We start from the raw sequence: 26,767 nt of genomic DNA, 5'->3' as shown, positions 1-26,767 counted from the left end.
GGCGATATACGCGCGCCATCGGGTAGCCGTTGATTACGGCGCCTCACGGAGGGCCCCAGCAGTCGCTACCGCCGACCGCTACGAGAAGACGCTTCGACAGACCGACGAACAACAGATGACCGCAGCGCGAGAAGCCCAGCCGAGCGCGCTGGCCACTGGGAGACGCTGCAGGACCTACTTGGAATACGAGCGCAAGCCCTGCCGGCGACGGGTCGTGCGTACCGGTCCGGACGAGTTCGCCGATCATTGCCCGGACCACCTCGATGACGACGAACTGAAGCTGTACGAACGTCACAGGCGAGACGCCGCGAAAATAGTGGCGCAGGCGCAACGTGACGAGTTCCGCAGGATCGCAGACGAGTGGATCGCGGCGAGGCTGGGCCCTCGAACGTGGGTGGAACAGGTAGTCGGTTCGACGGGATGGACTGATTAGCCGCGCATTTTCATCGCAGGTCTCGCCGTCCTCGATTTAGAAGTCTGCCCCCTGTTCAGTCATCGCTGCGCCGCCCGTCGACTCCAGTTCAGATTCCAGGCCCTGGGGGATCACCGCGCCCGGAGTCGGAGTCTCATGTCAGAACCATCCTCGACAACAGAGAAAGACAATTTGTGCTGAAGGCAGAGTGCATGCTCTTCTGGTTGGGCGATCACGTCGCGGACTTCAACGTCGGCCGCGTAGTGCGAAGGGGCACGGGCGCCACGTTGCTCAGACCGAGCGTGCCCGGAGCTACGTCCGACGAAGACGGCGTCGGCGAACCGTCGATGCTTCTGAGGCCCGTGTAAGCAGATCCTGCAATTCAGGCGTTGTGCTGTATTCGATCTGCGCGTCGGCCAAACCGATCTCGAGATTGGCTCGGTAGATCATTGCCGCGTAGCTGTCGACGTCGAAAGGCTCCACCCCACCCATATCGGCGCAAAGCGGTGCCGCCTCGGCGCGGTGCCCTTCTGGGGAAAGACAGTGCCTGGCTTTGTTTTCACTGCCGAGGCCCCTGCGATCTGTATCGTCGACCACAGGCCCCACCTTATCGCCGTCCCGGACTGGCGTGGTTGACGTGGCGTCTACCACAGCGCTAATCGCCGGGTTCATCTCCATCAGACACCGGCGGCTCAAGCCCCTCAGTCGCATAGAGCTCGCGCTCGTACTGCGAGATCGGCGGGTTCCTGCCATCGCGAGAAACGCGCAGACGCAGCTCGGTGGCTTGCGCGGCGGTCAGTTTGACCGGGCGCAGCACCGGATCGTCACCGGTGAGCGGGCTGGCCACGGCCTCCATAGGAACTGATTCTCTCAGGGGCCGTCTCACGTGCACTGTTGACCCGCTGCTATTGACGGTCTCATCCGAACGTCAGCGGCCAACTCTGAGCCAAACGCATCGCGCGCACTGGCGCCCACACTCAGCGAGGTTCCGTTGAGCATCTGACGGTGAGGTGGCGAGCAGGCCGGGTGCGCGGGCGGCTAGCTGTGCTATCTCATGAGGTTGATGGCGCTGCGGCGTCGTGGCAGCCGCGGCACCGGTGAGGGCACATGCCGCACGAGGTGGCTCGCGCGGCACATACGGTGGGCACATGACGCGGCCGCCCACCGATCCTGCGGATGTGTTCGTCTTCGCCGGTGCGGGCTTGTCAATGAGTGCTCCGACGTCGCTTCCCCTGTTCGATTGGCTGCGCGACACTTTGCTGCAGGCTCTTGGGTTCGGGCAGTATGTGCCTGGGCGCGACGCGGTGACTGCAGAGCAGCGACGGGTTGCCGGTATCCAGCCCGAACCGTTCTTTTTCGCTTTGGAGGACGCCGGCATCGACACCCAGACGTGGTTGGCGCGCGTGCTCAATCCGCCTTCGGCCCGCCCGAACGAGGGGCATCGCGTCGTTGCCGAGCTGTGCCTGGCTGGCGCGCGGGTGTGGACGGTCAATTTCGACACCTTCATCGAGCGGGCGCTACCCGGGATCGAAGTGGTCGCCGCGCCGGACGAGCCGACGGCGCAGCCGCGCCGTGGGCAGCTTCTCAAACCCCACGGGACGATCGGCGGCCGCTTGATCGTGACTCCTCGAGAAACCTTGACCCCGCCGCCGCCAGTGTGGCGCGACCGGCTGCACGCCGATCTCCAGGCCTGCGCTCACGTCGTTTTCATCGGCTACAGCGGACGCGATTTTGACTTCCGCCACCAGTGGAACCGCGTCCTGTCGAACCACATCGTGTGGTGGTTCGACATGCCAGGGCGCGACCACCCCTACAAGCGCCACCTCCTGCGTGAAGTAGCCGCCAGAGGCCACCTCGTATTTCCCGACGCGCAGCCGCACCGATCCTCAGGTGGCAGTGAATTCTTCAATCCTGCCTGGGATTTCGTGCAATGGTGCCGCAGCAACACGCTCATCGACGCCATATCAGATGCCCAGCGTGACACCTTGCTCGCTGATCGCAAGCCCGCACCCATCCCGACGGCACCCACCGGCAACACGGTCGCCCGTGCTGACGTCGCGGCCCTGACCGGCGATGTGGCCACTGCGCAGACACTGCTGCGGCAGGCACGTCGAGACCCAACTCAGCGCGATCAGGCTGTCACACGACTACGGACGCTGTTCTTTAATCGACCCTCCTGGCAGGCCCGCTGGATCACCTCGCTGTGGTGGGCGATTCCGCCGCTGGGCGCGTACGCGCCGACACGGCGACGCCTCCGCACCAAGTACCTGACCCAGCTGTCTCACAGCACCAACCACCGCCGCGTCGTCAGCTTGACAGACCGACTCGTCCGGCGCGACGCACTGCCTGAGGCCGCGTTAGGTCTTCGGCTGGCGGCACTAAAGATGCGCGGCGATGTTGGCGAGGTTATCGTCCAAGCTCGGCGCGCGGTCCTTGAACCGCGATCAAAGAACAACGCCGTGAGATGCAACGCGGCGCTGCATTGGTGCCACGCCTTACTGTGGGCCGGTCATTACCCGGACGTGCGCGCAGCCCTCGACGATCATTTCCGGCCGTTGGCCAACATCACTAACACCCGGTGGATGGCCTGGGCCGACTACATCGAGGCCTGTCTTCTCATCGCCAGCGCGCCACCAGGCTTCGATGCGACACGCATGGACGCTGTCACCGATCTATTGGATGCCGCTGACGACCGATTCCGAGCCGAAGCCAACCAGTCCGGCGTAGCTGACATTCTCACGGTGCGGCTCACCGCGCTGCGGCAGCATCAACAGATTCCCAATTACGTTCGCGCAGCCAATCTCCTGCGCGAACTGCACCAACTCGAACCCATGGCCCACTTCGCCGCTCAAGCCGCGACTATCGAGTTGGCGCAAATGTACAGTTATCATCTGCACGATCGCCGACGCGGGCTAGAACTAGTGAAGAGACTGCGCCACAGTCGTTTTCCCGTGCACTCATCACTGGCCTACGCACTCAGCGGGCAGTGGACCACCGACGCTGCCGAATCTGATCGGCTGCTGGCGCAGGCAATCGGAATCTCGCAGCCGCGCGGCCTTGCCCGCATCAGCGGCTTCGCCGCTGATCTCACGAAGCTGCCCGCGGGTCACCGCAACGAACTCGAGCTGTTCTTTCCCTAGAGCCACTGCTGCGACTTCTCATACTTGATGTGCAAATCCCATCTGACATGACCACCGAATGACCGACAGGTTCGTTACGGGCGCGTTTGGCAGAGAGCGTCGCGAAAGAGGTACCGCCGCCGATGGGTAAAAGTGCCCCGAAATCGACCGTGCGGCCTGGCGCTCGCATTCTTGCTCACGCCTCTCACGATGAGCGACGGCGGCTTGTTCGGCAGGCAGCCGACGGGAGCGCCGTTCGGAGCCGCGCCGCGGTGGAAGCAGCCGAGAGGCCACCGATTGCGCACTAGCGGTTCAACTTTGCGCGTTACCGGTTCATCGCCGTCGACAGCAACATGTTCGTCGTGATCCGCCACCACGTAGGCGATGGAACGTCTCATGCGGCGACCCTGTAACGAAGCGTGGCTCAGTCTGAGGAACAATTCGGACGGGATTCGGCGGATCGCTTCAAAAACGCGATGAATCATGCCTTTGGAGGTTTTCGTTGGCGACATCCTGCACCGAATAGCGTGAAGGGCCGGAAAAACTTAAAGAATCGGCGATGAAGCCAACATGCAGGTCGGATGGCACCAGCCAGATGAGCACGACGCAGCGTGCGGCGGCAGGTGGACCTAGTCGAGCCAGTGAGGCCGGCCCATCCGCCATTCGGCGAATTGACCGCCAAGTGCCGCGATGATCATTATCCGTGACGACGCTCAAACTGGTTGCGCGAAGCGATATTACGCGCAGATGCGGATAAGTTCTACTTCGTTCACCTGCGGGTGGTGTCCGGGGTTGTAGTACTCATGCACGTCGTGGTTTACCGTTTCGATGGTCGACTCGGGCCGGTGCCAGGTGCCAACCGGACGAATGGGCACGAACGATCGAGGGCTGGCGTTCGCCGAATATGATCCAGAGAAGGCGGACAGCTCGGTGTGCGGCCAAGGCCCATTGACTTAGGGGTCAGGGAGTATCGGCCTGGAGTCCTACGCCGCTGGCGACGAGGGGTTGTTGGCCATCGGCGATGCCAATCGGGCTGTCGGTCGTCGGGTTGAGGTCGGCGTCCTTGAAGACCGCGAAGCTGGACGGCTGCTCGGTGAGGTAGGGGAAGTGGAAGCCGCACTTCGGGCACTGCTCACGCAGGACGGCCTGTTCCTGGCTCAGTTCGTATTCTCTGTCCTGCAATTCATTACAGCAGGGGCAGATGCGGAGGAGACGGGTGCCTACGAGTTCAAAGTTGGTGATGATGTCTTCCATGATCGCGCCGTTGGCGGCCCAGGCCTTGGCGTATTTGTGGTAGGTATCGGTGTGCCAGTCGTAGAGTGCTTCCTTGCTGGTCCAGAAGCTACATTCGTTGAACCAGCCCGGATCATCGGGATGCTCCCACCAGGTCAGGTGGAGAAATCCCGGCAGTGCCATCAGGTGGTGGCGAGTGTCGCCAAATACCACTTTGAACTTCTCGTAGGCGTCGGGACTGGAGAAGCGTACGCGTTGCATGCTGAGGTAAATGGGCACAGGTCACTCCTTTTGGGCACCGCGGACATGTCGGGCTGGGGCACGACGCGGTTCGGATGGGTGGGGCATATTGGTTCCAAAGCCTAGAGAAAATTCGCCGCCGTTCCAGAGCCAATTCGGGTGTAGATCAAGGGGCCATGTGACATCGAAGCGAAACAATTCGTCGCCGAATGGTGACACGTCGAATCGGACCCCCGAGCCGGCGGCGTACCGGGTGCTTTATGAGCAGTTGAGGTCGAGCATTCTCAGCGGTCAGCTCGCAGGTGGATCGAAGCTCCCCCCCAGCCGGGTGTTGGCCGCGCAGAATGGGCTGTCGCGCAACACAGTTCTGGCGGCGTTCGACCAGCTGGAGGCCGAGGGTTACATCACAGCTCGGCAAGGGTCGGGGACTTACGTCGCGCGCGTCCTTCCCGAAGAATTCCTCAACAGCGCGCCCCCTTACCCGTCCTGCGAGTCACCCGCTCTGTACCCCGCGGCTACGTTGTCCGGCCGCGGTGAGCGGCTGGCGCGGGTACGGCGGATACCGATACCCTCCGTGCTGGGCCATCAACCCCGCGGAGCGGCGTTTCTCATCGGATTGCCCGCTCTAGATGCGTTTCCCTTCAAGACCTGGGTCAGGCTCTACTCCTCACGCTTCGCCACCGCCGCATCGGCCTTGATGCCCTATGACAACCCAGCCGGTTACCGGCCCCTGCGAGAGGCCATCGCCTCCTACATCGCCACTGCCCGCGGTATTCACTGCACCGCCGACCAAGTCATCGTCGTAAACGGCTCGCAACAAGCCCTGGAGTTCTGCGCCCGAATCCTGCTCGACCCCGGGGATGCCGCGTGGCTAGAGGACCCGGGATACCTTGGCGCGCGGGCAGCTCTGGTCTCGGCGGGCGCCCGCATCGTCCCCGTGCCGGTAGATGAGTCCGGACTCGACGTCGCGGCAGGTATCGAACTCGAGTCGACCGCGCGCATCGCGATCGTCACGCCGTCGCATCAATTCCCATTAGGGCACACCATGTCGTTGGAAAGGCGGCTCGCACTCATCGATTGGGCGGCGCGTAACCAATCCTGGGTCATCGAAGACGACTACGACGCCGAGTTCCGGTATGTCGGAAAACCCCTAGCGGCGCTCACCGCCATCGACACTCATCAGCGCGTCGTCTACGTCGGGACCTTCAGCAAGGTCCTGTTTCCCAGCCTGCGGCTGGGCTACATCATCGCCCCCGAGGCAATCGTCGACGGTTTCACCGCAGCGCACTTGAGCACCGACATGCACGCCCACCTCATCGACCAGGCAGTAGTCACCGACTTCATGGAACAAGGCCACTTCGCTAACCATCTCAGAAGGATGCGCGTTCTGCATCGCGAACGCCAGCACCTCTTAATTCAAGAGGCCGAAAGAATAAGCAACAGTATCGCATTGGCGCCCTCCGACGGCGGGCTTCACCTCGTCGGTCAGCTCGCGGATTTCAGCGACGACACCTCGATCGCCAAACGGGCTCTGCACCAGGGGATCCACGTCTGGCCACTGTCAATACATCACTACCATCCCAGCAGATCGTCGGCGCTCCTGCTCGGATACGCAGGAACACCCAAACTTGACATGCGAACCGGGTTCGATGTTCTGGCCAAAGTGCTACAGACCAACGGATAACTACCCAGCGCTGAGTCGAGCGTGTCGTGTCGACGCGTGTCAGTCTGAAATGCGCGGGTTGGTTACCGCAGGACGGACCTTCGAAACGGAGCTAACCAGCGGTCTAGGATCGAGCGTCATCCGTTGCGGGGCAACGTGATTGCTCATAGCGCAATCGCGGATCACTCCAGGACGCTTGCCGTCCCGATCATCGGTGGTCTCATCTGGACGCCTAGGGGATACCGGTCAGTCGGGTAGGACTGCTAGCGACCAGCACCAGCCGGCCAGTTCCCGGGCGATCGCGACGTTGGCGATCACCGGGCGCTTCCTGCGGGCGTCGAAACGGGCCCATTGGGTGTGCAGGCGCCGGTTGGCCGCCTGGCCCCGGGCGCGGGCCGCCGGTGATGCGAGATCCCACCGACGCCGCAGTTCGGCTCCGGGCCGGTATTGGGTCCGGTGGAGTGCGATAGGGCCTCCGGGATGTCCGGGCGCTTCAATTGGTCGCGGAGCGTGACAGCGGCAGTGCACTACGAGCCGGTCCCGCCGGGCTTGCCGCTTCGGTGACGATGGCGAGACTCGCTTAGTTGGGGCGACCTCCTTGGTTACCTTTGTCTGGCAAGGAGAGGGTTCCAGACTTGGTTGATCGAGGGGTGCGGCGCTACGACGTGCCGCAGCACCTCGACGGGAACCTTGGCGACAACGGCGAGCGTGGCTGCTTGCGCGAGTTCGGCGAACTCGGGCCCGACGAAGGTGGCGCCAAGCAACGTATTGGTGTCGGCATCAATGACCAGTTTCGCCCAGGCATTGAAGCCGTCGCGGAACAGTGCGAGGTCGGGTACCGATTCGGGGTACCTCGCGGTAGCCGTCGTGACAGAGAACCCGTCGGCGCGTGCCTGTTCTTCGGTGCGTCCCACTTCGATGACCTGGGGGTCGGTGTAGATGACTTGGGACAGGTTGTAGGAGTCTCGGGCGATGAGTTCGTCGGCGCCGAGCTGACGACCCTGTGCACGGGCGGCGATGACGTCGGCGACGACGACTGCGTGATACTGCGAAAGGTGGGATAGCAGTGCGCGTCCGGTGGTGTCGCCTATCGCGTAGAGCCACTCGCCGTCTACGCCCTGCGCCTGCAAATGGTCGTCGACGGCTACAAAGGCCCCAGCGTGCAGCCCGACGGTTTCGAGGCCGAGGGCATCGGTGTTGACGACCCGCCCCGCAGCGATGACTATTTCGTCAACCTCGATGGTCTCGTCGCCGGTTGTCGCGCGGACGACGCCACCCGCCACGGGTCGGGTGACGCGAGACAGGTGAGTGTGGAAGCGAAGGTCTACCCCTTTGTGGCGCAGTGAGTCGGTGACCATCTCGGTTGCGACGGTCTCGGAGTTGCGCAGCAGGGTGTCGCCGCGGGCCAGTAGCGTCACTTGGGATCCGAGGCCGGCCAGAATGGTGGCGAATTCGACTCCGACGACGCCGCCGCCGATGATCAGGCTGCGTGGTGGTACGTGCGTCATGGCCGCCAAGTCGCGATTGGTCCAGGGCCGCGCCTCGGCCAGCCCCGGTATGTCGGGGATGGCGGGGCGGGTGCCGGTGGCTAGAACGACGGCATGCCGCGCGCGGATCATCTCCTCGCGTCCGTCGGAGTGAGTGACGGTGACTCTGCGAGGGCCGGTCAGACGGCCGTGGGCGTGAATTACCGCGAGGCCGCCCTGCTGGAGCGCACCGGTAACTCCATCGTCGTTGAGGTGGTCAACGATTGCGTCGCGTTTGGCGAAGACGGCGGCGATGTCGAGTTGTGCGTGCCCGACGGCTTCACGCACGCCAGGGACGGCCTTGGCCAGCCCGAGCACCTCGATGGGGCGCAGCAGCGTCTTGGTCGGGTTGCATGCGAAGTAGTGGCATTCACCGCCGACGAGGCGTTCTTCGATCAGGGCGACCCGAAGCCCTTCGGCGGCGAGGTAGCGCGCGGCGGAGGCGCCGCCGGGTCCGCCACCGATGAGGATGACATCGAACTCCGAATGTTGCGTCATTACAGCCCTTTTTCTTAGTCGTCCCGCGATTCGGAGGTGTGGATGGATACTTCGGAACGCAGGGTGCGGTGCACCGGGCATCGGTCAGCGATGGCGAGCAGTTTGGCGCGTTGGTCGGCGTCGAGCGGGCCAATGAGGGTGATGCTGCGGTCGATTCGGTCGACCATTCCCGTGGCGGTCTCGCATTCGGCGCAGTCCTTAGCGTGGATGCGGGTGTGACGCGAGTCGACGACGATGCGTTCCAGCGGCCATTGCTTTCGATCGGCGTACATCCGCACCGTCATCGACGTGCAGGCACCGAGCGCGGCCAGGAGAAAGTCGTAGGGGGTTGGGCCGGCGTCGTCACCGACGGGGTGGGGCTCATCCGCGGTCAGTCGATGCCGGCGCGCGCTGATCTGCTGGGTCAGTCTACCCGGGCCGCTCTCAGCGACCCGTACGGCGCCGTCGGCCAGCTCGGTCGAATCGGCCGTAGCCGTGTTGGAGGGCGCCACGTACCTGCTCGACCACGCCGCCAGGACGCTTGCGGCGTACTCGGCGTCAGCCCGATCGCTGAGAAGGTGGTCGGCGCCGTCAAGAGTGACGAAAGATTTCGGATGCCGCGCGGTGTCGAAGATGGTTCGCGCGTTGGTCACCGACACCACCTGGTCGACCGGGGAATGCATGACCAGCAGCGCGGCGTCGAGGGTGGAGATGCGCTCGCGCTGCGGTTGCACCGCGATGTCGTCGAGAAACTGGCGGCGCACCCGAAAAGGTCGGCCCCCGATCGATACCGTGGCTTCGCCCGCTTTGACGGTGGGCAGGGCATCACCCAGCAGGTTGGTGACGTGGGAGGGGTCAGCCGGTGCGCCGATGGTCGCGACGGCGCGGACCTCCGGGATGTGCTGCGCGGCGGCCAAGACTGCTGCGCCGCCGAGCGAGTGCCCGATCAGCACCGCTGGTGCATGAAATTGGTTGCGGAGATGGTCCGCAGCGCGCACCAGATCCTCGATGTTGGAGCTGAAGCCGGTGGCCGCGAAGTCGCCCTCAGAGTCACCCAATCCAGTGAAGTCGAACCGCAACACTGCGATTCCCTGCCTGGCCAGTGCACGTGAAATCCGGCCGGCGGAGACGTTGTCTTTGCCGCAGGTAAAGCAATGCGCGAACAGTGCCCAGGCTTTGGGGATGTCAGCGGGCATCTCCAGCTTGCCGGCCAACTCGCCGTTACCGCCGCGGAAGGCGGTTCTGGTCGATGTGCTCACCATTCCCCTTTCAGCTTCTGCGCAGCTTGACTGGACTGTACTACGTGGAACAGTTTGCGCCACCGCCACAAGCCGCAGACGGCTCCGGGGGACGACCTAAAGACTGAAGCTGCATCAGTATTCATTGAGATAAGGCGTTTTCAAATCGGACGCCGCGCCTCATGCCTTGCGGAAACCGCCGTGGTGATCAGACTTAACATCGCCAGAACTGTACTGTAGGGTACATCGCATGCCTCATGATCCGAGCAGCGAACTGGGTCCGGCTGGTCGACAGGGCGAAGGATGATACAGCGACAAATCGGGCACCCCGATCGTCACCAGCTTGGCAAGAAAGAGAACTGAGCACGTGGCAGAGTTCTACGCTCTCGTCGGCATCGACACGGGCAGCATCATTACCCATTGGTCCGACGGCGCCGAGCGGCTGTTCGGGCACCGCCGAGCCGAGGTGATGGGTCAGAACCTGGCGATCATCATTCCCGAAGAGCACCGCGAAGCGCACCGGGTGGGGTTCAGCGCCGCGATGCAGAAGCCCACCATCTCCGACGTACACCTCGACGTACCGACGATGCACGCCGACGGCCGTAAGCAGGAATACCCGGTACGACTCATGGTGGTCATGGATGCCTTCGGCGTCGCCCTGGGCGCCCTGGCGGTCTTCTCCAGCAGTGGAGTGGTCGGAATCCCGCTCTACTAACTGCACCACCCTGCGCTTGGTTCTAGTACGCACCGACCGCGCGGAGAGGGCATGCCTGCTCGTGCACGTACTCGTCGACCGGAAAGGTCTTCATGCGCCCGAACAGTGATCACGGCCCCGATCTCGGGCTACCCGAATCCACGATCGCCGTTGCAGCACAGGACTTCTGCCGCTCGGTATCACCGCCGTTCATCTACAACCACTGTGTGCGGAGCTACCTGTTTGCGCGGCATATGGCGACCGCGAACGGTCTGCGCGCCGGGACCGACTACGACGACGAGCTGGTGTTCTTGGCGTGCCTGCTCCACGACTTGGGAGCAACCGAGCACGCCAACGGCAGCCAACGGTTCGAAGTGGACGGCGCCGACGCGGCGGCCGCCTTTCTCAAATCCCACGGGTTGACCGACGGCCGGATCGCCACGGTGTGGCGGGCCGTTGCGCTACATACAAGCGATGGCATCAGTCACCGTTTCGGCAACGTGGAGGCCGTGACGCAGATGGGCGTCGGTGTCGACGTCTTCGGACGGGGGCGGGAAGCGATTCCGCAGGCGTTCGCCGACGTGGTTCACGCGACCTGGCCCCGCCACGACCTCGGCTACGCCTTGGCCGTGGCGATCGTGGAGCAGGTCGAGAGAAATCCAGCCAAAGCCAGTCCGTTGAACTTCCCGGGTCACCTCTACAACTTGCGCCACCCCGCCGGCGCACTGCCCGACTACTTCGATCTCGTCGACGCGGCGGGGTGGAATGACCGGCCTGATCGCGCCCCCACGAGCACCTAAGTGCTCAGCAACATTGCGGGGAAGCGTAATTCCGCCTGGCGCAACGATCGGCCAGTCTTGCAATTGCACACCATCGTCGACTTGCTGGTGCCCGTTCACGGGTGGTGACGCTCGACCAAGGCCCGGCGCAGAAATGCGCCGCCCGCGTTGTTCCACGCCAGACTCTTGGCGCGGCCGAGCGGGGATGGGCCGGAAAATCGTAATCACCCATCGCCATCGACACGTTGCAGGTACATGTTCTGCAGTTGACGTAGCTGCTCGTCCAGCTGCTAAGCGTCGTCACTCCCGCTGAGTCCTCCTAGGCCGCAATGTGGACCCGCAAACTCCGAATGGCGTCCCCCAGGGTGCACAATGCCACCGCGAGGAAAACGACATCCTTCAGCAAGAACGAGCCCACCAGCGACAACACCGGAAAACCACCGGCTTCGGGTGCCATCACACCTGGAGTGCTGAGGATAAAGCTCAGCGTCGCGACGAACATTCCGATCGCCATGACACTACCCAGGATGGACGCCTTCGGCGCCCACGGCTTGACGGCGATGAGCGCGGCGGCCGTCAGCTCGAAGACACCCAGAACGGCCGAGAAGGCCGTCACCGAAAAGACGTCGTATACCCAACTCATCAGGGGGCTACTGGCCACCAAGGGCTGAATGGATTGGGCCTCATAGGCAGTGAACTTGAGCGCGCCGATCCAGGCGATAACCAACACCAGCGCGTACCGGAGCGCAACGTCTCCTCCCGGAAGCAGAACCCGCGAGGTGATCGGCGAGTGCGACAAACGAGATGTGAGTGCTTGCAGCGACATTGGACTTCCTTCTCATTGATTGATTTTGAGGGCGTGTTGCACAACGGTGTGTCATCGGTACGGCGGGGCGTTACACGTTGCCGCCGGTCGGTCGTCCCCACGCCGATCCACGAGGCGCCCCGGTCAACCGTGTAACGAATACCGCCCATCCGGACACTCACTTGCGTCTGATCACCGTGCAACGCCGGAAGGGCCCCGCCCGGGTGATCGAGCGACAACATCAAAGGAGCAAAACCCATGACCGCGTCACCGTCGCAAGGCCGCATTCCGCCCATCACCAGCGCCGCCAGCGCACCCGTCATCACCGAATGGCGTTTACAACTGCTGGCCGGCTACCTGCCGCCGCTCATGGCGGTAGCAGTCACGGCGGTCGTGCATTGGGCCTCAGCGCGAACCTCCTAGCGCTCAAATGCCCCAGCAGGGGGCTTCTACGACGCGCCTTTGCGTGCCCGACGCCTGTTCCGACCCGAACGTCTTCTAGACATGACGCCCGCGCTGTCCCGTTCGGGCGGGGACGCGACGCATATATGCAGAACAGCTCTGAACCAAACAGGATTGGTCCGCGCACTGCTGCGCCGCCTACCAGACTGTGCAAGCTGAACGGAGACTAATCGTGAACAACTTTTCGCCTCGTAGGTATGTCTGCCGCGGTGCGCAGACTGCGCATCGCGGGCGCACCCGCACGGTGATCGTCGAGGCTGCGGCGGCAATGATGTATGCCCGCGGTGTCGCGGCCACCACTATCGGCGAGGTATCTCACGCGTCCGGCGCCGAGGTCGGCGAGGTTCACCGCCATTTCCGCGATAAGGCCGACCTGGTGCGTGCGGTCATCGATCGCGAACTTGCCGTCGTCCTGGGTGGTCAGGATGCGGCCGACGCAATCGAATCTTGGGACGGTCTCGACTTTTGGGTGTCGCGCGTCATGGCGGCTCAACCTGCCAAGGACGGCCCGTTCGCGTGCCCGCTGGGCAACTTGGCGACAGAGCTGAAGGACTCCCCGGCCCACCGCCCCGCGCTCGACGCCGCTTTCCGCACCTGGGAGGGACATTTGGCCGCGGGGCTGCACCGCATCCAGGAACGCGGCGAACTCGACGCCGAAGCCAACCCCGACCGCCTCGCCGCGAGCCTGCTCGCGGCCCTGCAGGGTGGCTACCTGCTCGCCTCAGTGCACGGCCGCATGGAGGTCATGCGCGACGTACTCGAGGACGCAGTGGCAGCCTTGCGGCGCTACCAGGTGTGAAACAGACATCGGGCCCATCCGCCGAGGGCGGCCGTCACCGACACTGGACGCGGCCGGCGGCTGCGTCAGCTCTTCGTCTTCAGCGTCCGCTGCCGCGGTATGGCCTTGCGGCGCAGCGACAACAGGGCGTTGTCGACAGCGTCTTTGAAAACCGTGTGATCGTCGTGGATTTGAGCCATCAACAGACCGCCTTGCACGGCAGCGACGATCGATTGCGCCAACCGGGCAGGGTTCGCCTGTCGGGTGAGCTGACCGCGTTCCCGCATGACCTCCAGGCCACCCGCCAGCGGCTCTTCCCAACGCCGGAAGGCGGCGTCCAAATGCGGAAGGTAGGCGGGGTCGTTCTTCAATTCAGCGGCCATGGTACCGAGCGGGCAGGCCAAGGGCCCGTCCTGCACACCGTGACTCTGCACCACCTGGTCGGCCCATCGACGCAGGCCCGCCCAGGAGTCGGTGTGATGGATCGCTGGCTGCGCGGCCAAGATCAGTTCGACCTGGCGGTCGATGACGGCGCGGATCAAGTCGGCCCTGTCCTCGAAGTAGTGGTACAGCTGCGACTTACCGCAGCCCGCTGCCGCCAAAACTTCGTCGAGGCTGGTCGACGCCACTCCGCTTCGGCTCATCATGGTCGCGGCCGCATCGACGATAGCGGTACGGCTACGAAGCCCACGCGGGGAGAGCGACCTCGCACTCTCGCCCATTGACGACTTCTCGGGCGTCCGCGTAGCTGCCATCTGATCAGGATACGTTCCCTCTTAGCCACTCGACCCTCCGCGATTCGCCGGCCTCAGTGAGGGTGCAGCTGCCGTCAGGCACCGTCAAGGGTCTAGAGCCGATCCCGCGACGACCGGAAACAGACATGTTGCACGCGTCGACATGTCGCTCTCACGGAGGACTCGCCGAGTGTCAACAACGGCGAACAACCCACCGCAGAACTGTACTGTGTAGTACATTGCTGTGGGCACGCCCCCTGGGTGCCGCGTGCCGACGGCGTGAAGGGGCCTCATGACGGCAGCCGCACCAACATGGCGTGCGTTGTGTCCTCGATGTCGATCTGTCCGAAGTGCCTGTAACGGTTCGCCACCGTTCCGACACTCACCTTCACCGCCATCGCACCAATGAACCTCGAAGGCTCGACGACCAAAGGAACGCTCATGACCATCAGGCACCCCGCTACCCGACCCGTCGACGCTCCGATCGTTCCGGTGCCTGGATGGCGACTGACCTTCGCCGCGGGCTTCGTGCCGATCACCGCCGGGTTGATCATTCTGGCCGTCACCTGGATCTCCGCGGTCCGCGCGAACTCGCCCTACTGGTTGGGCACCGGAACCCTAGACTTCACCCACGCCAGCCTCACCCACGACGCTGCGGCCTGGCTGGACACCAACGGCTCAGTCGGTGGTGTCAACATCATCGCCGCCGCCGCAGGTGTTCTTGTCATCTCCCGGTTCGGATTGCGCGCCGGACACCGATGGGCGTGGTGGTTCCTCGCATTCAGTTTCGTATGGGTGGGATTGCACGATGCTGTCATGGCCACTCGATTCTTCTTCGATACGGGCCAGCCTTTCATGCTGATGCCGTACACGTTCTGCGCGTTGCTGGCGGCCGGACTGCTCCGCTCACGCCGCGCGATATTTGGTGCGACGACCAAGAGCGTGACCGGTTAGGGCGGGGGCGCGCGCGAAATCCGTTCCGGAGCGGAACGTTTCGCCCGCGACGACATCTTCCAGCTCACGCCGTTTGAACAATGAGCTGACGGTTACCGCCGGCCCTCGGCGTAATGCAGCTCTTCGAAAAAGTTCGGTACTGCGCAACAAACACCAACTTCGTCCCTTCGCCAGCTCACCCTACAAACGTCGCACACGTTGCGTGCAATAAAGGAAAGCCGTTATGTCCCACCACTTCGACACCCCTACCGCCCAAGAAGATCCCCGCCTTAACCTGTGCGACTTTTACCTGTTCGGCGGCACCGCGGACACGACGGTGTTCGCGATGACCGTCAACCCCGCCGCTGACCTGGACACGTTCGCACCCTTCCGGGATGAAGCTCTCTACGCCTTCCGAGTCGACACCAACGGGGATCGCCGCGAAGATGTCGCGTTCAAAATCCGCGCCGGAGACGTCGTCCACGTCGCCGATGGTGACGGCGAGGCGCATGCTCAACGCGTAGAGGTTCGCTACGCTACCGGCGCTGACGCCACCAGCGGCGCAGCCGGCCAGGTGATTGCTTCAGGCACCACGGGTTCGACCGTCTTCGGCAATGGCGGGGTGCGAGTCTTCGCCGGTGTCGCCCACGACGTCTTCGCCGGCGATGCCGCTGCCGTGGCGGAGTTCCAAGCGGCATTCATGCGCGACTCCTATCAACCCGAAGCGTTCGACAGTCACGTGAACTTTTTCGCCGGCAGAACGGTGGGCGTCATCGTCCTAGAGGTGCCCAACACCATGCTGGGAACCTCGGGTCTGCTCCACGCGTGGGCTACCGTGTCCCTGGTCGGGCACGCGCCAGAACAGCAGGTAGCCCGATGGGGTTTGCCCCTGTTCACCCACCTTTTCCTCGGCGACGACGAGCTGAAGGAAGCCTTCAACCGCAGCGCACCCTCGGCGGACGACTCGGCCTTCGTGGCCAGCGCCCGTGCCACCGTCGCCAAATACGTCGAGCTGGCAGGCACATCACCCGACCCTGAGGTCTACGCCCAGCGCGTCGTCGACATGTTCGGCCCCTTGGCGCTGCCCTACGTGATGGGCAGCGCCGCATCGTTCGACTACACCGGGTTCAACGGCCGCGCACTGGCCGACAACGTCATGGACCACATGTTGTCCCTGCTCACCAACTCGCCCCTCGGCACCGGCATCAAGCCCGACCGCGGATACATCTCGGCGGAGTTCCCCTTCTTCGACATCCCCGCGAAGAGCCCGTAGCCGGTACCGGGTGCATCCCACGTGAGCCAACTATCGCGCTGTTCACTCAGCGAATACGGCGCAGAATGAGCGGCGGGTCGCTGCGCGGTCGTCCGTGTACCACCGAGAAGGGATACCCACATGCAGGAACCGGCGGACATAGCACTGTTGGCTGAACAACTGCGCAACGGCGACCGCGAGGCGTTCGGCAAGCTCCTCGACTTCTATGGGCCCTCAATGCTGCGGGTAGCTCGCGGATACGTTTCCAGCCGCGAACAAGCAGAAGACGTCGTGCAGGAAACGTGGATCGCGGTCTTCAAGGGCATCGATCGGTTCGAGGGCCGAGCTTCCCTGCGGACGTGGATTTTCTCCATCTTGATCAATGTCGCCAAAAAGCACGGCATGGCCGAACGTCGTCACACCGACACCGAGGTACGCGTCCTGACCGGCGGCACCGTCGATCCCGACCGATTCCGTGACGCCGGGGACCCCTACCCAGGACATTGGAAAGAACCGCCCGCCCCGTTTCCGGAGACCCCCGAGGGATCGCTGCTCAGCGGTGAACTCACTCGAGTCGCCACCGCGGGGCTGCGCCGGTTGCCTGAGCGCCAGCGTGAGGTGGTCCAACTACGTGACGTGCAAGGGTTCAGTTCCGAGGAGGTATGCCAATTGTTGGACATCACTGCGGCCAACCAGCGGGTGCTCCTGCACCGCGGTAGAGCCGTCGTCCGTCAAGAGCTGGAATCTTACCTGGGAACAACCGCATGATCCCGGACGAGATCATCTGTGAACCGCCCCAGGTTTGATGCCGCTGCTGTTTGAGTCCGGAAGGATGAACAGCATGCCCAAGAAGATCGATCCTGCGTTGCGTGACCGTGCGGTGCGGTTGGTGACCGAACATCAGCAGGAGTACTCGTCGTTGACCGCGGCCTCCGAGGCGGTCGCGCGCCAACTCGGCGTGGGCAAGGAATCGGTGCGTCGCTGGGTGGTCCAAGCCCAGATTGATGGCGGACAACGCCCGGGTGTAACCAGCGAAGAAAACGACGAAATCAAACGCCTGAAGGCTGAAAACCGAAGGCTCCGTGAGGATGTCGCGATTCTGAAAGCGGCAACGACTTTCTTCGCGGGGGAACTGTGCGCCACGAGGCGCTGGGTATATCGAGAGGCGGTGAGAGACCGTCTCCTTCGGGTCGTCGCAGCGGCCTGAGGAAGCATCGGGGCAGCCGATCGCCGGGAACGACGGTGATCGGTGGCAAGCGGTCCCGAGAAGGCAAGCCGTGCCGGCACTGCCAGACGGTGCGGGCTTGTCGAGCAAGGTCAGAAGGTGCAGCGTAAGCGAACCAGTGTCAGACGCTCCGTAACCGCGAAGCCGGCTCCAATCTGGTGGATATGGGCCGGTGTGCAGTGCACGAACCCGAGCGGGTGGGGTTTGACTCCGAAGCCGTTTAGTTCCAGCGGTGGGGAGGCCACGGTGAAGGCCTGCGGCGTAGCCGTGGCGATGCTGCCGGAGTAGAGCTGGGCGCCTCCCTGACCAATCGATGACCTGGTGAACGTGGGAACCACCCTGCGGGACCGCTCATTTCGTTTCCGGCAGCCAGTCGGGGCGGGTGTGACGACTCGGGTTCGGAGTCAAGGAACCGCATTTCAGGGTGGGGCGGAGGCCTCGTAGTAGTCGCGGGCGGTGACGTGCCCGTCGTGGAGACCGAGAAAGGCGGTCACAGGGCGAAGGGGGCCAGCAAGACATGCAGTGCGGAAACTGGAAGGTCAGGAGAGGAAGTTATGTCGCCGGTGAATACCGACGAGCTGGAGTTGGCGCTGATGCTGGCGCGGCAACGGGTACTGAAGATCCAGACCAAGCTGCACCGTTGGGCACGCGATGATCTTGATCGCCGGTTCGACGATCTGTTCAACCTCGTCGCCGATCCCGCGTTCGTGTTGGTGGCGTGGGATCGGGTCAGCGGGAATAAGGGTGCCGCCACGGCCGGGGTGGATCGGCGCACCGCGTCGTCCATCACTGCCGGGCAGGGCATCGAGGTGTTCCTCGATGAACTGCGGTCGCAGTTGAAGGACCGCAGTTTCCGCCCGTTGCCGGTGCGCGAGCGGATGATCCCCAAGACCGGTGGTGCGTTGCGCCGCTTGGGGATTCCCACCGTGGCCGATCGGGTGGTCCAGGCATCGTTGAAGTTGGTGTTGGAGCCGATCTTTGAGGCGGATTTCCTGCCGTGTTCCTACGGTTTCCGTCCGAAGCGCCGCGCTCATGATGCGGTGGCCGAAGTGCGTTATCTCGCAACACGTCCCCGGTGTTATGACTGGGTTGTTGAGGGAGACATCAAGGCCTGTTTCGATGAGATCGACCACACCGCTCTGATGGGGCGGGTGCGTCGACGCGTCGGTGACAACCGTGTCTTGGGGTTGGTGAAGGCGTTCCTCAAGGCGGGCATCCTCACCGAGGACGGCCTGCTGGCGGACAGCACCGCCGGAACTCCGCAGGGTGGGATTCTTTCGCCGCTGTTGGCCAATGTGGCGTTGTCGGTGCTCGATGAACACATTGCCGGGTTGCCGGGTGGTCCGGCTACCGGCTCGGTTGAGCGCGCTCGACGACTTCGTCACGGGCAGCCGAACTTTCGGCTGGTCCGCTATGCCGACGACTGGTGTCTGATGGTGCGGGGCACCAGAGCCCACGCCGAAGCACTACAGGAGGACATCGCCGCCGTGTTGGCGACGATGGGGTTGCGTCTGGCACCGGACAAGACCCTGATCACCCATATCGACGAGGGGCTGGACTTCCTCGGGTGGCGCATCCAGCGTCGCCGCAAGCGGGGCACCAGCTGCAGCTACGTCTATGTTCATCCGTCCACGAAGGCCGTGTTGGCGGTCAAACGGAAGATCAAGACGCTGCGCCGAACAGTTGAACTCAACCAGCCGCTCGATGACCTGCTGCGCCGCATCAACGCGACGCTGCAGGGATGGGCGGGCTATTTCCGGGCCGGGGTGTCCTCGGCGACCTTCTCCTACCTCAGTCACTACACGTGGCAGACGGTGTGGCGCTGGCTCCGACGAAAACACCGCAAGTCGACCTGGAAAGACCTGCGCCGCCAATATTGCGGCGGCGGCTGGTGGCCAGCCACCGAGGACCGTGTGCTGATCGATCTGGAGAAGATCGGCACGACCCGCTACCGCTACCGCGGTGCGGTCATTCCCTCGCCCTGGCCGACCGACGAGGAGGACACCACAGCAGCCTGACCGGGTCTTGTGGAGAGCCCGGTGCATTGAAAGGTGCACGCCGGGTTCGGGAAGCGGCCCGGGAAAACGGAACAGCCCCAACGGTTGTCACCGCGTCCCGGGCCGACTTTCACCGACCCCCGCAACCGGTGATCTTCGCGTTCATCGACGATCAACGCGCCGCTGGGCACGCGGTCGAGTCGATCTGCCGAGTCTTGTGTGAGCAGGGCTGTCAGATCGCCGCGCGCACCTACCGGTCCTGGAAACAACCAGGCCGGACGGTAGCGGCCCGCACCATCACCGACGCCCAGGTCATCGACGCTGTGCGTGGCCTGGCGTGGACCACCAACGCCGCCGGCAAGCGCGTTCTGGCCCCCGAGGGGCTCTACGGGCGGCGCAAGATGACGGCCCTGATCCGCCGTGCCGCGCTGCCAGAGGCCTCGGCGGGCTCGGTGCACCGGGCGATGTGCACGTTGGGTCTGCAGGGCATACGGCGGTCAAAGAAGGTGCGCACCACGATCCCGGACACCGACGGGCGCCGCGCCCCGGATCTGCTCAACCGCAACTTCCATGCGAGCGTCCCGAACCGGGTATGGGTCACCGACTTCACTTACGTGCGGTCCTGGGCGGGCTTTGTCTACGTGGCCTTCATCGTCGACGTGTTCGCTCAGCGGATCGTGGCCTGGCACGCGGCCACCACCAAGACCACCGATCTGGTGATGGTCCCGTTGCGGATGGCCGTGTGGCAGCGCCGTCACGAAGGTCATCCCACCGCAGCCGGCGAGCTCATCCACCACAGCGACGCCGGAAGCCAATACACGTCGGTCCGTTTCACCGAACACCTTGAACTGGAAGGGATTTCACCTTCCATTGGCAGCGTCGGGGATGCCTACGACAACGCTCTGATGGAAACGATCAACGGCTTGTACAAGACCGAATGCATCCGAACCACAGTGTTCCACCCGGGGCCGTTTAGGACCATCGCCGACGTCGAGTACGCGACAGCAGCCTGGGTCGAGTGGTACAACAACCGAAGGCTTTTTCTGGGGTTGGTCAGACTGTTGCGTGACGTTGCGTAGCTCGGCGACACGGGCCGGTTCTGCAACAGATCTCCTGGGGTGTGGTGCTCGTGGCTGGTAGTGGTAAAGCTGCCTGCTGCGAAAGGAGATCGGGGTGCGGGCGTTTCTAGTGAAGTTGCCGTCGGGGGCGCGTTATTGGACGGTGCTCGATGAGGATTTGGTGGTGGTGGCCGAAGCGGATGCGTTCTTACGGCATGTCCGATTCGGCCGTGACTGCTCGGAGCTGACTACCAGGTCGTATGCGGGTGGTATCGCGTTGTTCCTGCGCTGGTGCGCTCGTAGCGGCCGGCACTGGCATGACGGGGTGGCAGCGCTGGGGTTGTTCATCATCTGGCTGCGCCACGCCGGGCCGCAGGCCAGTGGTGTCGATCCTGTGGTGGGTGGGCAGGTGCTGGCGGGTCCGGGGGCGGAACCGGTACGTGAGGCCCGACGGATCAACGGTGTGCTGACCGCGGTGCGGGGGTTCGTCGCCCACGCAGTGACCTCCGGGCAGGCGCCGGGCGAGCTGTTGGGGTTGATCTACGAGCTGGCCGATGCGAGTGATCTGCCGGCGCAGGCTCGCGGCGAGGACCACCATGTGGCTTGGCGGATGCGGGCGCGGCATCGGTTGCATGAGCCGGAGGCGGCGGTGGACCGGGCCAGCGATGCCGAGATCGTGGCGTTGGTGCGGGCTTGTCGGTCGGCGCGGGATCGGCTGATCGTGTTGTTGATGGCTCGTGGCGGGCTACGCCGCGGCGAGTTGTGTGGGTTGCGGCGCTCCGATGTTCATCTGCTGGCCGACTCGCGGGTGCTGGGCTGCGTGTTCCCGCGGGCTCACCTGCATGTGGTGCGCCGGGATAATCCGAATGGCGCGTGGGCCAAATCCCGCCGCCAGCGGGTGGTGCCGCTGGATTTCCTGGTGGTGCAGGGGTTCGACGGCTACCAGTTCGAGCGGCTTGCTGTGCCACGGGCGGGTGAGTCGGATTTCTTGTTGGTCAACCTGTTTCGGGAACCTATCGGGGCGCCGATGCGCCCGGACGCGATCAATGAGGTGATCACCGCGTGCTCGCGGCGGGCCGGGATTGAGCATGTCACGCCGCATCGTCTGCGCCATGCGTTCGGCAGCAATCTGGCTGATGCGGGTAGCGGTTTGGATGAGATCGCCACGTTGATGGGTCACGCGTCGATGAGTTCGTCGCAGGTTTACCTGCACCCCGATCCGGGCCGGCTGCGTGAGGCCGTCGATCGGGTTGCCAGCCCGCGTGAGTTCGCCGGGACCGACCGGTGAGTGTTTCGCAGGCGCAGGCGCAGGCGCAGGCGCTGGCGCTGGCACCGGTACCAGGCGCCCCTGCCGGGGAGTATGTGTTCGCGGGCAGGCCGATCGACCACCACGTCGGGCGGATCGCTGCCGTGGTCGACCCGGTCTTCCTGGCCGAGGCCGGCTGGGATCCTGCCCGGCAGATCCTGGTGTTCGCACCGCAACATCCGCTGCTGGGGCGCCGAATCTGCCGCGCCGAGGGCTGCGCGACGACCGCGACCGGGGCGGCGGGAATCTGTGGTGTGTGCCGCAAACGGCTCATCGAGAACGGGCTCGATGCCTCTGAGGTCGCCGCACTGCCGCCTCGGGAACGGCGCAGTCAGCGCCGCGGTCCGGAACGCTGCCGGGTGCACGGTTGCGCGCGGGAATGGCTGTCGCTGCGGTCGGGGTTGTGCTCGGCGCATGCCGAACAGAAGCGCCGCATGCCAGGAGTCGGATTCTCGGCGTTTCTCACGCATCAGACGGTGAAACCGCTTCCGCTGCTGCCTGATTGCTCGGTCCAGGCCTGCGTCCGGCAGCGCCGCCATCCTGCCGGGCTCTACTGCGATGCCCACCAGCAACGGCTGCGCAGCCTCCGGAAGCAGGACCCGGGTCTCGACGAATCATGTTGGCAGGCTACCGAATCAGCGATAGGGCGCGGCGGTGAGGTGAGCCTGCGTGGGTTGAGTCCGTTGGTGGTGGCGCAGCTGCTGGCGGGGTTGCAGCAGCGCTGCCGGATCAACGCGGTCAAGACCAATGATGCGGTGCTACGGGTGCTGGTCAACGACATCCGCGCCCAGCGGGTGGCCTCGCTGGCTGACTACACCATCGGCGAGGACCGCGATCTGGAATTCACCGGCCTGGCCAACTGCCTGGCCGGCCACGCTCGCCGCGTCTTGTCTACCCCGGAAACCGAAGTGGTCACCGATGTTTGGGAGCTGGCGGTGTTCGGGCACAGCGGCACCCTATCGTTCACCGGTATCAGCCAGCACTGGCTGCGGGAGGCGGCCAAAAGATGGGCCGCCGACGATCTGCCGAAACGACGTGTTCGGGCCGGGCGGCGCACCAGTGCCGGCTTGTCGGTGCGCCACCATATCGGCTGCCTGACACGGTTGTCGGAGTCGCTGCGGATGCGTACCGACCGCGGTGAACACCCGGCAGCGTTAGGCCGCACCGACATGGAGGCATTCCTGCACCGGTTGGCCTACCTCGAATCGGTCGGGCAGATCAGCGACGACGCCCGCATCCGGGCCTGCCGTGAGGTCCGTGCCGTGCTGACCCGAATCCGGGCCATGGGGTTGACCCGACCCGACCGGCTAGCCGCGGGCCTGGGCGAGGACTTCGCGATCGCGGTCAGCGACATCCCCGCCGAACCTGAACCAGGAGAACCCAATCGCGACCTACCGCCGGAAATCATGGCCCAGCTGTGCGCACACCTGGATCGACTGACCTCGCCGGAGATACGCACCGCCGTCGAGTTGGCCATCGACACCGGCCGGCGTCCCGAGGAAATCTGCGCCCTGAACTTCGACTGCCTGACCCGCGACGACGACGGATTACCCGTGCTGGTCTATCACAACCACAAAGCCAACCGGCTCGCCCAGCGGCTGCCCATCACCGAGCAGACCGCCACCGTGATCATCGCCCAGCAGCAACGGGTTCACCAACGCTATCCACACACCCCGGTCGGTGAACTCAAGCTGCTGCCCACCAACCGCCGCAATCCCGACGGGAGCCGCGCGATCACCCCATTTACTGTCGCGTTCGCCCACCGCACGTGGGTCGATGCGATGCCCGTCCTGCACAACGTCGACCGTGTCGAATACGACAAATCCAAGATCGTGCTCTACAGCTACCGGCACAGCTACGCCCAACGCCACGCCGACGCCGGTGTTCCCGTCGAAGTGCTACGCGAGTTGATGTCGCACCGCCAACTACAAACCACCAGTGGCTACTACCGCATCGGCGAAACCCGCCGCCGCGAAGCCATCGACCGCGTCACCGCGATGCAGTTCGACCGCCACGGTAACCGCATCTGGCGACAAGCCCAAGCGCTGCTGGCCTCCGAACACGCCCGACGCGCCGTCGGTCAGGTCGCCGTCCCGTTCGGTGTCTGCGCCGAACCCTCCAACGTCAAAGCCGGGGGCGGCGCCTGCCCGTTCCGCTTCCGCTGCGCCGGCTGCGACCACTTCCGCACCGACGTCTCCTACCTGCCCGACCTGCACGCCTACCTCGACGACTTGCTGCGCACCCGCGAACGCCTACTCGCCACCACCGAACTCGATGACTGGGCACGCGCCGATGCGATGCCCTCGAACGAAGAAATCCGCCGGATCCGCCGCCTGATCGACCAGATCAGCCACGGCCTCGACGAACTCGAACCCGAACAACGCCAACAACTTCAGCAAGCCGTCACCCTTGCACGCCAACACCGCAGCGTCACCCTCGGCATGCCCCGTACCCGCCACACCCCGCCCGACCTACGCCCGGAGAGAACGACATGACCACCAACACAGCCGCCGTCGACGCGATGATCCAGGGACGTCGGGCCGACTCCACCCGCCGCCGCCAACGTGTCCTCAGCGCGCTCGACAACGCCATCACCGACGGCACCGAACTCAGCGTCACCGACATCGCTCGTCGCGCCGGGGTCGACCGCACCTTCCTTTACCGCCACCGCGACCTACTCGAACGCATCCACGCCGCCGAAACCGAGCCACCCGACAAACCAGACATAGGGCCCTCCGTTACCCGCGCCTCACTTCAAGCCGACCTGCTCGCCGCGCAGCAACGCTGCGCCCGCATGGCCGCACGCACCCAACAACTCGAGACACGACTATCGGAACTGCTCGGCGAACAAGCCTGGCGCGCAACCGGACTCGGCGCACCCACCGACATCGACCAGCTCCAACAACGCGTCGTATCGCTCGAACAGCAAGTCGTCGACCAGCGGCTACAACTTGAACAACGAGACCAGGACCTCGCCGCCGCCCGCGCCGCGAACCGCGAACTGATGACAGGACTCAATTCGTCCCGGCCAACCGGATAACACACCCGAACGAAACGCTTGCACAACACCTGTAGCGCACGATAATTTCAACGAACAGCCGCGGGACCTGCACAAACACCGGAGATTCGCACGAGCTTCAGGCCAGACCCCCAGAGAACCGACTGCACTCCAGTCTCGGCATGGTCAGCCCAACCGAGTACGAGCACGCCCACTACAGCGCCCTCGACCGAGAGCGTCAACCCGTATAGCAGCGGCGGAAAACCTGGGGCGGTTCATCTGCGAACAACTCGTCGAATTGGTCACTGACTACCTCGACGGCGCGCTCGACCCCGACGTCACCGCCAGATTTGACGCGCACCTGCTGGAATGTGATGGCTGCGTCAACTACGTCGAACAGTTCCGGTCGACGTTCAACACCCTCGGGCGGGTTCAGCCCGATCAACTCGACGAAGGCTTCCGAGAACGCCTGCTCGACACGTTCCGCGCCTGGACGACCACCCCTAAGCGAACACACGACAATCCGCACACGGACTCATGACCGCATCAGCTCCTGCCCACTGCATACCTGCAAGATTGCGACGTTGCATAAAGCCCCAACCGATTAGCGATGAATAGCTCCTCGCCCGCGACCGACGGTAATCGTGCGCTGTCATCGGCCGCCGACCCTGCACCGCGACCATTCGTCACACCGCCGACGACGATCCAGTGGGCCGACCTGCGCGCACGCTTGCGTGCGACCCGCTGGCCGGCCAGTACCGCGGGCACCGGGTGGTCGCTCGGGGCAAGTCTTTCCTACATGCGCGAGCTGGTCGAATACTGGGCCGAGGAATACGACTGGCCGAATCACGAACACGCACTGACCCAAGTACCACGCTTCCACACCGAGATTGGCGGTGCCTCAATCCATTACGCGCACATCAAGGCGAGGACGGCCGGTGGGCGCCCAAGCATGCCCCTACTCCTGGCCCACGGCTGGCCAGACTCATTCTGGCGATACACCAAGGTCATTCCGCTCTTGACAGACCCCGGGGCCCACGGCGCCGACCCGTCGGACGCCTTCGATGTCGTCGTACCCGACATGCCAGGGTTCGGCTACTCAATGCAGCCCACCGGCACGCCGCTCAACTCCATTGCCGTCGCCGATCTTTGGGCTCAGCTCATGACCGACCTCGGGTACTCCCGCTTCGGCGCAGCAGGCGGCGACATCGGTAGCGGCGTGTGCCGCTACCTCAGCCTCAATCACCCCGACCGAGTCACCGCACTGCATCGCCTCGACGCCGGAATGCCGGCAGGCGCCGCCGACGGCCATCTCACGAACGAGGAGCGGACCTGGCTCACGGCGGTCACGTCGTGGACCAACACCGAAGGCGCCTACGCCGCCATGCACCGCACCAAACCTGACACCGCCGCCTTCGGCCTCAACGACTCACCCAGCGGCCTAGCCGCCTGGATAGTCGAGAAATTTCGCTCTTGGAGCGACTGCAACGGCGACATCGAGGGAAGTTTCACCAAGGACGAAATTCTGACCAACGTCACCATCTATTGGCTCACCGGCACCATCGGATCCTCGATGAGCATCTACCACGCGAACGCGCACATCCCGCTCAATCAGCACACACGTCGGGTCAATGTCCCTTCCGGCTTCTCCTTGTTCCCCGCCGACATCCTCACCCCACCCGAGGCCTGGCTGCACCGCACCGCCAACACGGTATGGATCAGCCATCCGCCACGCGGAGGCCACTTCGCGCCGTTCGAGGAACCCGACATCTACGCGGACGAACTACGCAACTTCTTCCGACCTTACCGACCGCTTTCGACCTAATGACAGCCAGTGG

22 protein-coding genes and 3 pseudogenes are annotated in these 26,767 nt (G+C 64.2%); 17 read left to right on the top strand and 8 right to left on the bottom strand.

From position 1 onward, the window contains the following. Positions 1–724: 724 nt before the first annotated feature. A complete protein-coding gene (locus ACJEIK_RS09685; protein ID WP_142394585.1) occupies positions 725–1,009 on the bottom strand; it encodes a hypothetical protein in 285 nt (94 codons plus the stop codon). Between the two features lie 58 nt (positions 1,010–1,067). Further along, on the bottom strand, positions 1,068–1,268 hold the full coding sequence (locus ACJEIK_RS09680; protein ID WP_103799449.1) for a hypothetical protein: 201 nt from the start codon (positions 1,266–1,268) through the stop codon (positions 1,068–1,070). A gap of 292 nt (positions 1,269–1,560) precedes the next feature. Here ACJEIK_RS09680 and ACJEIK_RS09675 point away from each other — a divergent pair, with 292 nt between their 5' ends. Then, positions 1,561–3,552 (top strand): SIR2 family protein, encoded by a 1,992-nt coding sequence (locus ACJEIK_RS09675; RefSeq protein WP_103799450.1) that lies wholly within the window; start codon positions 1,561–1,563, stop codon positions 3,550–3,552. 939 nt (positions 3,553–4,491) lie between these two features. Here ACJEIK_RS09675 and ACJEIK_RS09670 read toward each other — a convergent pair. Further along, positions 4,492–5,043, bottom strand: coding sequence for an antibiotic biosynthesis monooxygenase family protein (locus ACJEIK_RS09670; protein ID WP_103799451.1), 552 nt, complete (start codon positions 5,041–5,043; stop codon positions 4,492–4,494). Positions 5,044–5,182: 139 nt separating this feature from the next. Here ACJEIK_RS09670 and ACJEIK_RS09665 point away from each other — a divergent pair, with 139 nt between their 5' ends. Next, a complete protein-coding gene (locus ACJEIK_RS09665) occupies positions 5,183–6,688 on the top strand; it encodes a PLP-dependent aminotransferase family protein (RefSeq protein WP_258045169.1) in 1,506 nt (501 codons plus the stop codon). A 225-nt stretch (positions 6,689–6,913) separates the two neighbouring features. On the opposite strand, the pseudogene ACJEIK_RS09660 reads toward ACJEIK_RS09665, so the two are convergent. The 3 genes and pseudogenes from ACJEIK_RS09660 to ACJEIK_RS09650 all read right to left on the bottom strand — a co-directional run. Next, positions 6,914–7,126 (bottom strand): annotated as a pseudogene (locus ACJEIK_RS09660) (IS110 family transposase); the annotation flags it as partial. A 143-nt stretch (positions 7,127–7,269) separates the two neighbouring features. Further along, complete coding sequence (locus tag ACJEIK_RS09655; protein ID WP_103799453.1) at positions 7,270–8,691, bottom strand: dihydrolipoyl dehydrogenase family protein; 1,422 nt, start codon at positions 8,689–8,691, stop codon at positions 7,270–7,272. A gap of 14 nt (positions 8,692–8,705) precedes the next feature. Next, on the bottom strand, positions 8,706–9,929 hold the full coding sequence (locus tag ACJEIK_RS09650) for an alpha/beta fold hydrolase (protein WP_406803216.1): 1,224 nt from the start codon (positions 9,927–9,929) through the stop codon (positions 8,706–8,708). A gap of 346 nt (positions 9,930–10,275) precedes the next feature. On the opposite strand from ACJEIK_RS09650, the gene ACJEIK_RS09645 reads away from it, so the two are divergent. Beyond that, entirely contained in the window at positions 10,276–10,623 is a 348-nt protein-coding gene (locus ACJEIK_RS09645; RefSeq protein ID WP_181029265.1) for a PAS domain-containing protein, read from the top strand. Between the two features lie 92 nt (positions 10,624–10,715). Beyond that, positions 10,716–11,402 carry an HD domain-containing protein gene (locus ACJEIK_RS09640; RefSeq protein WP_103799456.1) on the top strand — a complete coding sequence of 229 codons (687 nt, stop codon included), beginning with the start codon at positions 10,716–10,718 and terminating at the stop codon, positions 11,400–11,402. Positions 11,403–11,700: 298 nt separating this feature from the next. Here ACJEIK_RS09640 and ACJEIK_RS09635 read toward each other — a convergent pair whose 3' ends face one another. After that, positions 11,701–12,207 carry a YkgB family protein gene (locus ACJEIK_RS09635; RefSeq protein ID WP_103799457.1) on the bottom strand — a complete coding sequence of 169 codons (507 nt, stop codon included), beginning with the start codon at positions 12,205–12,207 and terminating at the stop codon, positions 11,701–11,703. Positions 12,208–12,444: 237 nt separating this feature from the next. Here ACJEIK_RS09635 and ACJEIK_RS09630 point away from each other — a divergent pair, with 237 nt between their 5' ends. Next, positions 12,445–12,609 (top strand): hypothetical protein, encoded by a 165-nt coding sequence (locus ACJEIK_RS09630; protein WP_181029266.1) that lies wholly within the window; start codon positions 12,445–12,447, stop codon positions 12,607–12,609. Positions 12,610–12,820: 211 nt separating this feature from the next. After that, positions 12,821–13,447: a TetR/AcrR family transcriptional regulator gene (locus ACJEIK_RS09625; protein WP_406803215.1), complete on the top strand. Its 627-nt coding sequence runs from the start codon at positions 12,821–12,823 to the stop codon at positions 13,445–13,447. Between the two features lie 65 nt (positions 13,448–13,512). Here ACJEIK_RS09625 and ACJEIK_RS09620 read toward each other — a convergent pair whose 3' ends face one another. Further along, positions 13,513–14,181, bottom strand: coding sequence for a TetR/AcrR family transcriptional regulator (locus tag ACJEIK_RS09620; RefSeq protein WP_103799459.1), 669 nt, complete (start codon positions 14,179–14,181; stop codon positions 13,513–13,515). 420 nt (positions 14,182–14,601) lie between these two features. Between ACJEIK_RS09620 and ACJEIK_RS09615 the strand changes: the two genes are divergently transcribed. The 11 genes and pseudogenes from ACJEIK_RS09615 (at position 14,602) to ACJEIK_RS09565 (ending at position 26,754) form a co-directional block, all read left to right on the top strand. Further along, positions 14,602–15,114 carry a hypothetical protein gene (locus tag ACJEIK_RS09615; protein ID WP_142394587.1) on the top strand — a complete coding sequence of 171 codons (513 nt, stop codon included), beginning with the start codon at positions 14,602–14,604 and terminating at the stop codon, positions 15,112–15,114. A gap of 223 nt (positions 15,115–15,337) precedes the next feature. Continuing rightward, a complete protein-coding gene (locus ACJEIK_RS09610) occupies positions 15,338–16,366 on the top strand; it encodes a DUF4331 family protein (RefSeq protein WP_103799461.1) in 1,029 nt (342 codons plus the stop codon). 120 nt (positions 16,367–16,486) lie between these two features. Beyond that, positions 16,487–17,113, top strand: coding sequence for an RNA polymerase sigma factor (locus ACJEIK_RS09605; protein WP_406803214.1), 627 nt, complete (start codon positions 16,487–16,489; stop codon positions 17,111–17,113). 73 nt (positions 17,114–17,186) lie between these two features. Continuing rightward, positions 17,187–17,474 (top strand): annotated as a pseudogene (locus ACJEIK_RS09600) (transposase); the annotation flags it as partial. Positions 17,475–18,133: 659 nt separating this feature from the next. After that, positions 18,134–19,588, top strand: coding sequence for a group II intron reverse transcriptase/maturase (gene ltrA, locus ACJEIK_RS09595; protein ID WP_061002868.1), 1,455 nt, complete (start codon positions 18,134–18,136; stop codon positions 19,586–19,588). After that, positions 19,555–20,646: pseudogene (locus ACJEIK_RS09590) on the top strand (IS3 family transposase); the annotation flags it as partial. The gene ltrA and the pseudogene ACJEIK_RS09590, both read left to right, overlap by 34 nt. Before the next feature lie 94 nt (positions 20,647–20,740). Next, the gene (locus ACJEIK_RS09585) at positions 20,741–21,913 is read left to right on the top strand and encodes a site-specific integrase (protein WP_226519167.1); all 1,173 of its coding nucleotides are present in this window, start codon (positions 20,741–20,743) and stop codon (positions 21,911–21,913) included. Further along, complete coding sequence (locus tag ACJEIK_RS09580) at positions 21,910–24,426, top strand: tyrosine-type recombinase/integrase (RefSeq protein ID WP_406803088.1); 2,517 nt, start codon at positions 21,910–21,912, stop codon at positions 24,424–24,426. The genes ACJEIK_RS09585 and ACJEIK_RS09580 overlap by 4 nt, the downstream gene beginning before the upstream one ends. Continuing rightward, the gene (locus ACJEIK_RS09575) at positions 24,423–24,971 is read left to right on the top strand and encodes a DUF6262 family protein (protein WP_226519162.1); all 549 of its coding nucleotides are present in this window, start codon (positions 24,423–24,425) and stop codon (positions 24,969–24,971) included. Before ACJEIK_RS09580 ends, ACJEIK_RS09575 begins: the two co-directional genes overlap by 4 nt. Positions 24,972–25,227: 256 nt before the next feature. Then, a complete protein-coding gene (locus ACJEIK_RS09570) occupies positions 25,228–25,470 on the top strand; it encodes an anti-sigma factor family protein (protein ID WP_406804861.1) in 243 nt (80 codons plus the stop codon). Positions 25,471–25,539: 69 nt separating this feature from the next. After that, entirely contained in the window at positions 25,540–26,754 is a 1,215-nt protein-coding gene (locus ACJEIK_RS09565) for an epoxide hydrolase family protein (RefSeq protein WP_103799463.1), read from the top strand. The last annotated feature ends 13 nt before the right edge of the window (positions 26,755–26,767 follow it).

Source organism: Mycobacterium sp. SMC-16 (assembly GCF_046250085.1).
GTDB classification, from domain to species: Bacteria; Actinomycetota; Actinomycetes; order Mycobacteriales; family Mycobacteriaceae; genus Mycobacterium; species Mycobacterium phocaicum.
Note: the sequence above shows the minus strand (reverse complement) of the source record. Positions and strands in the feature narration are given on the sequence as shown.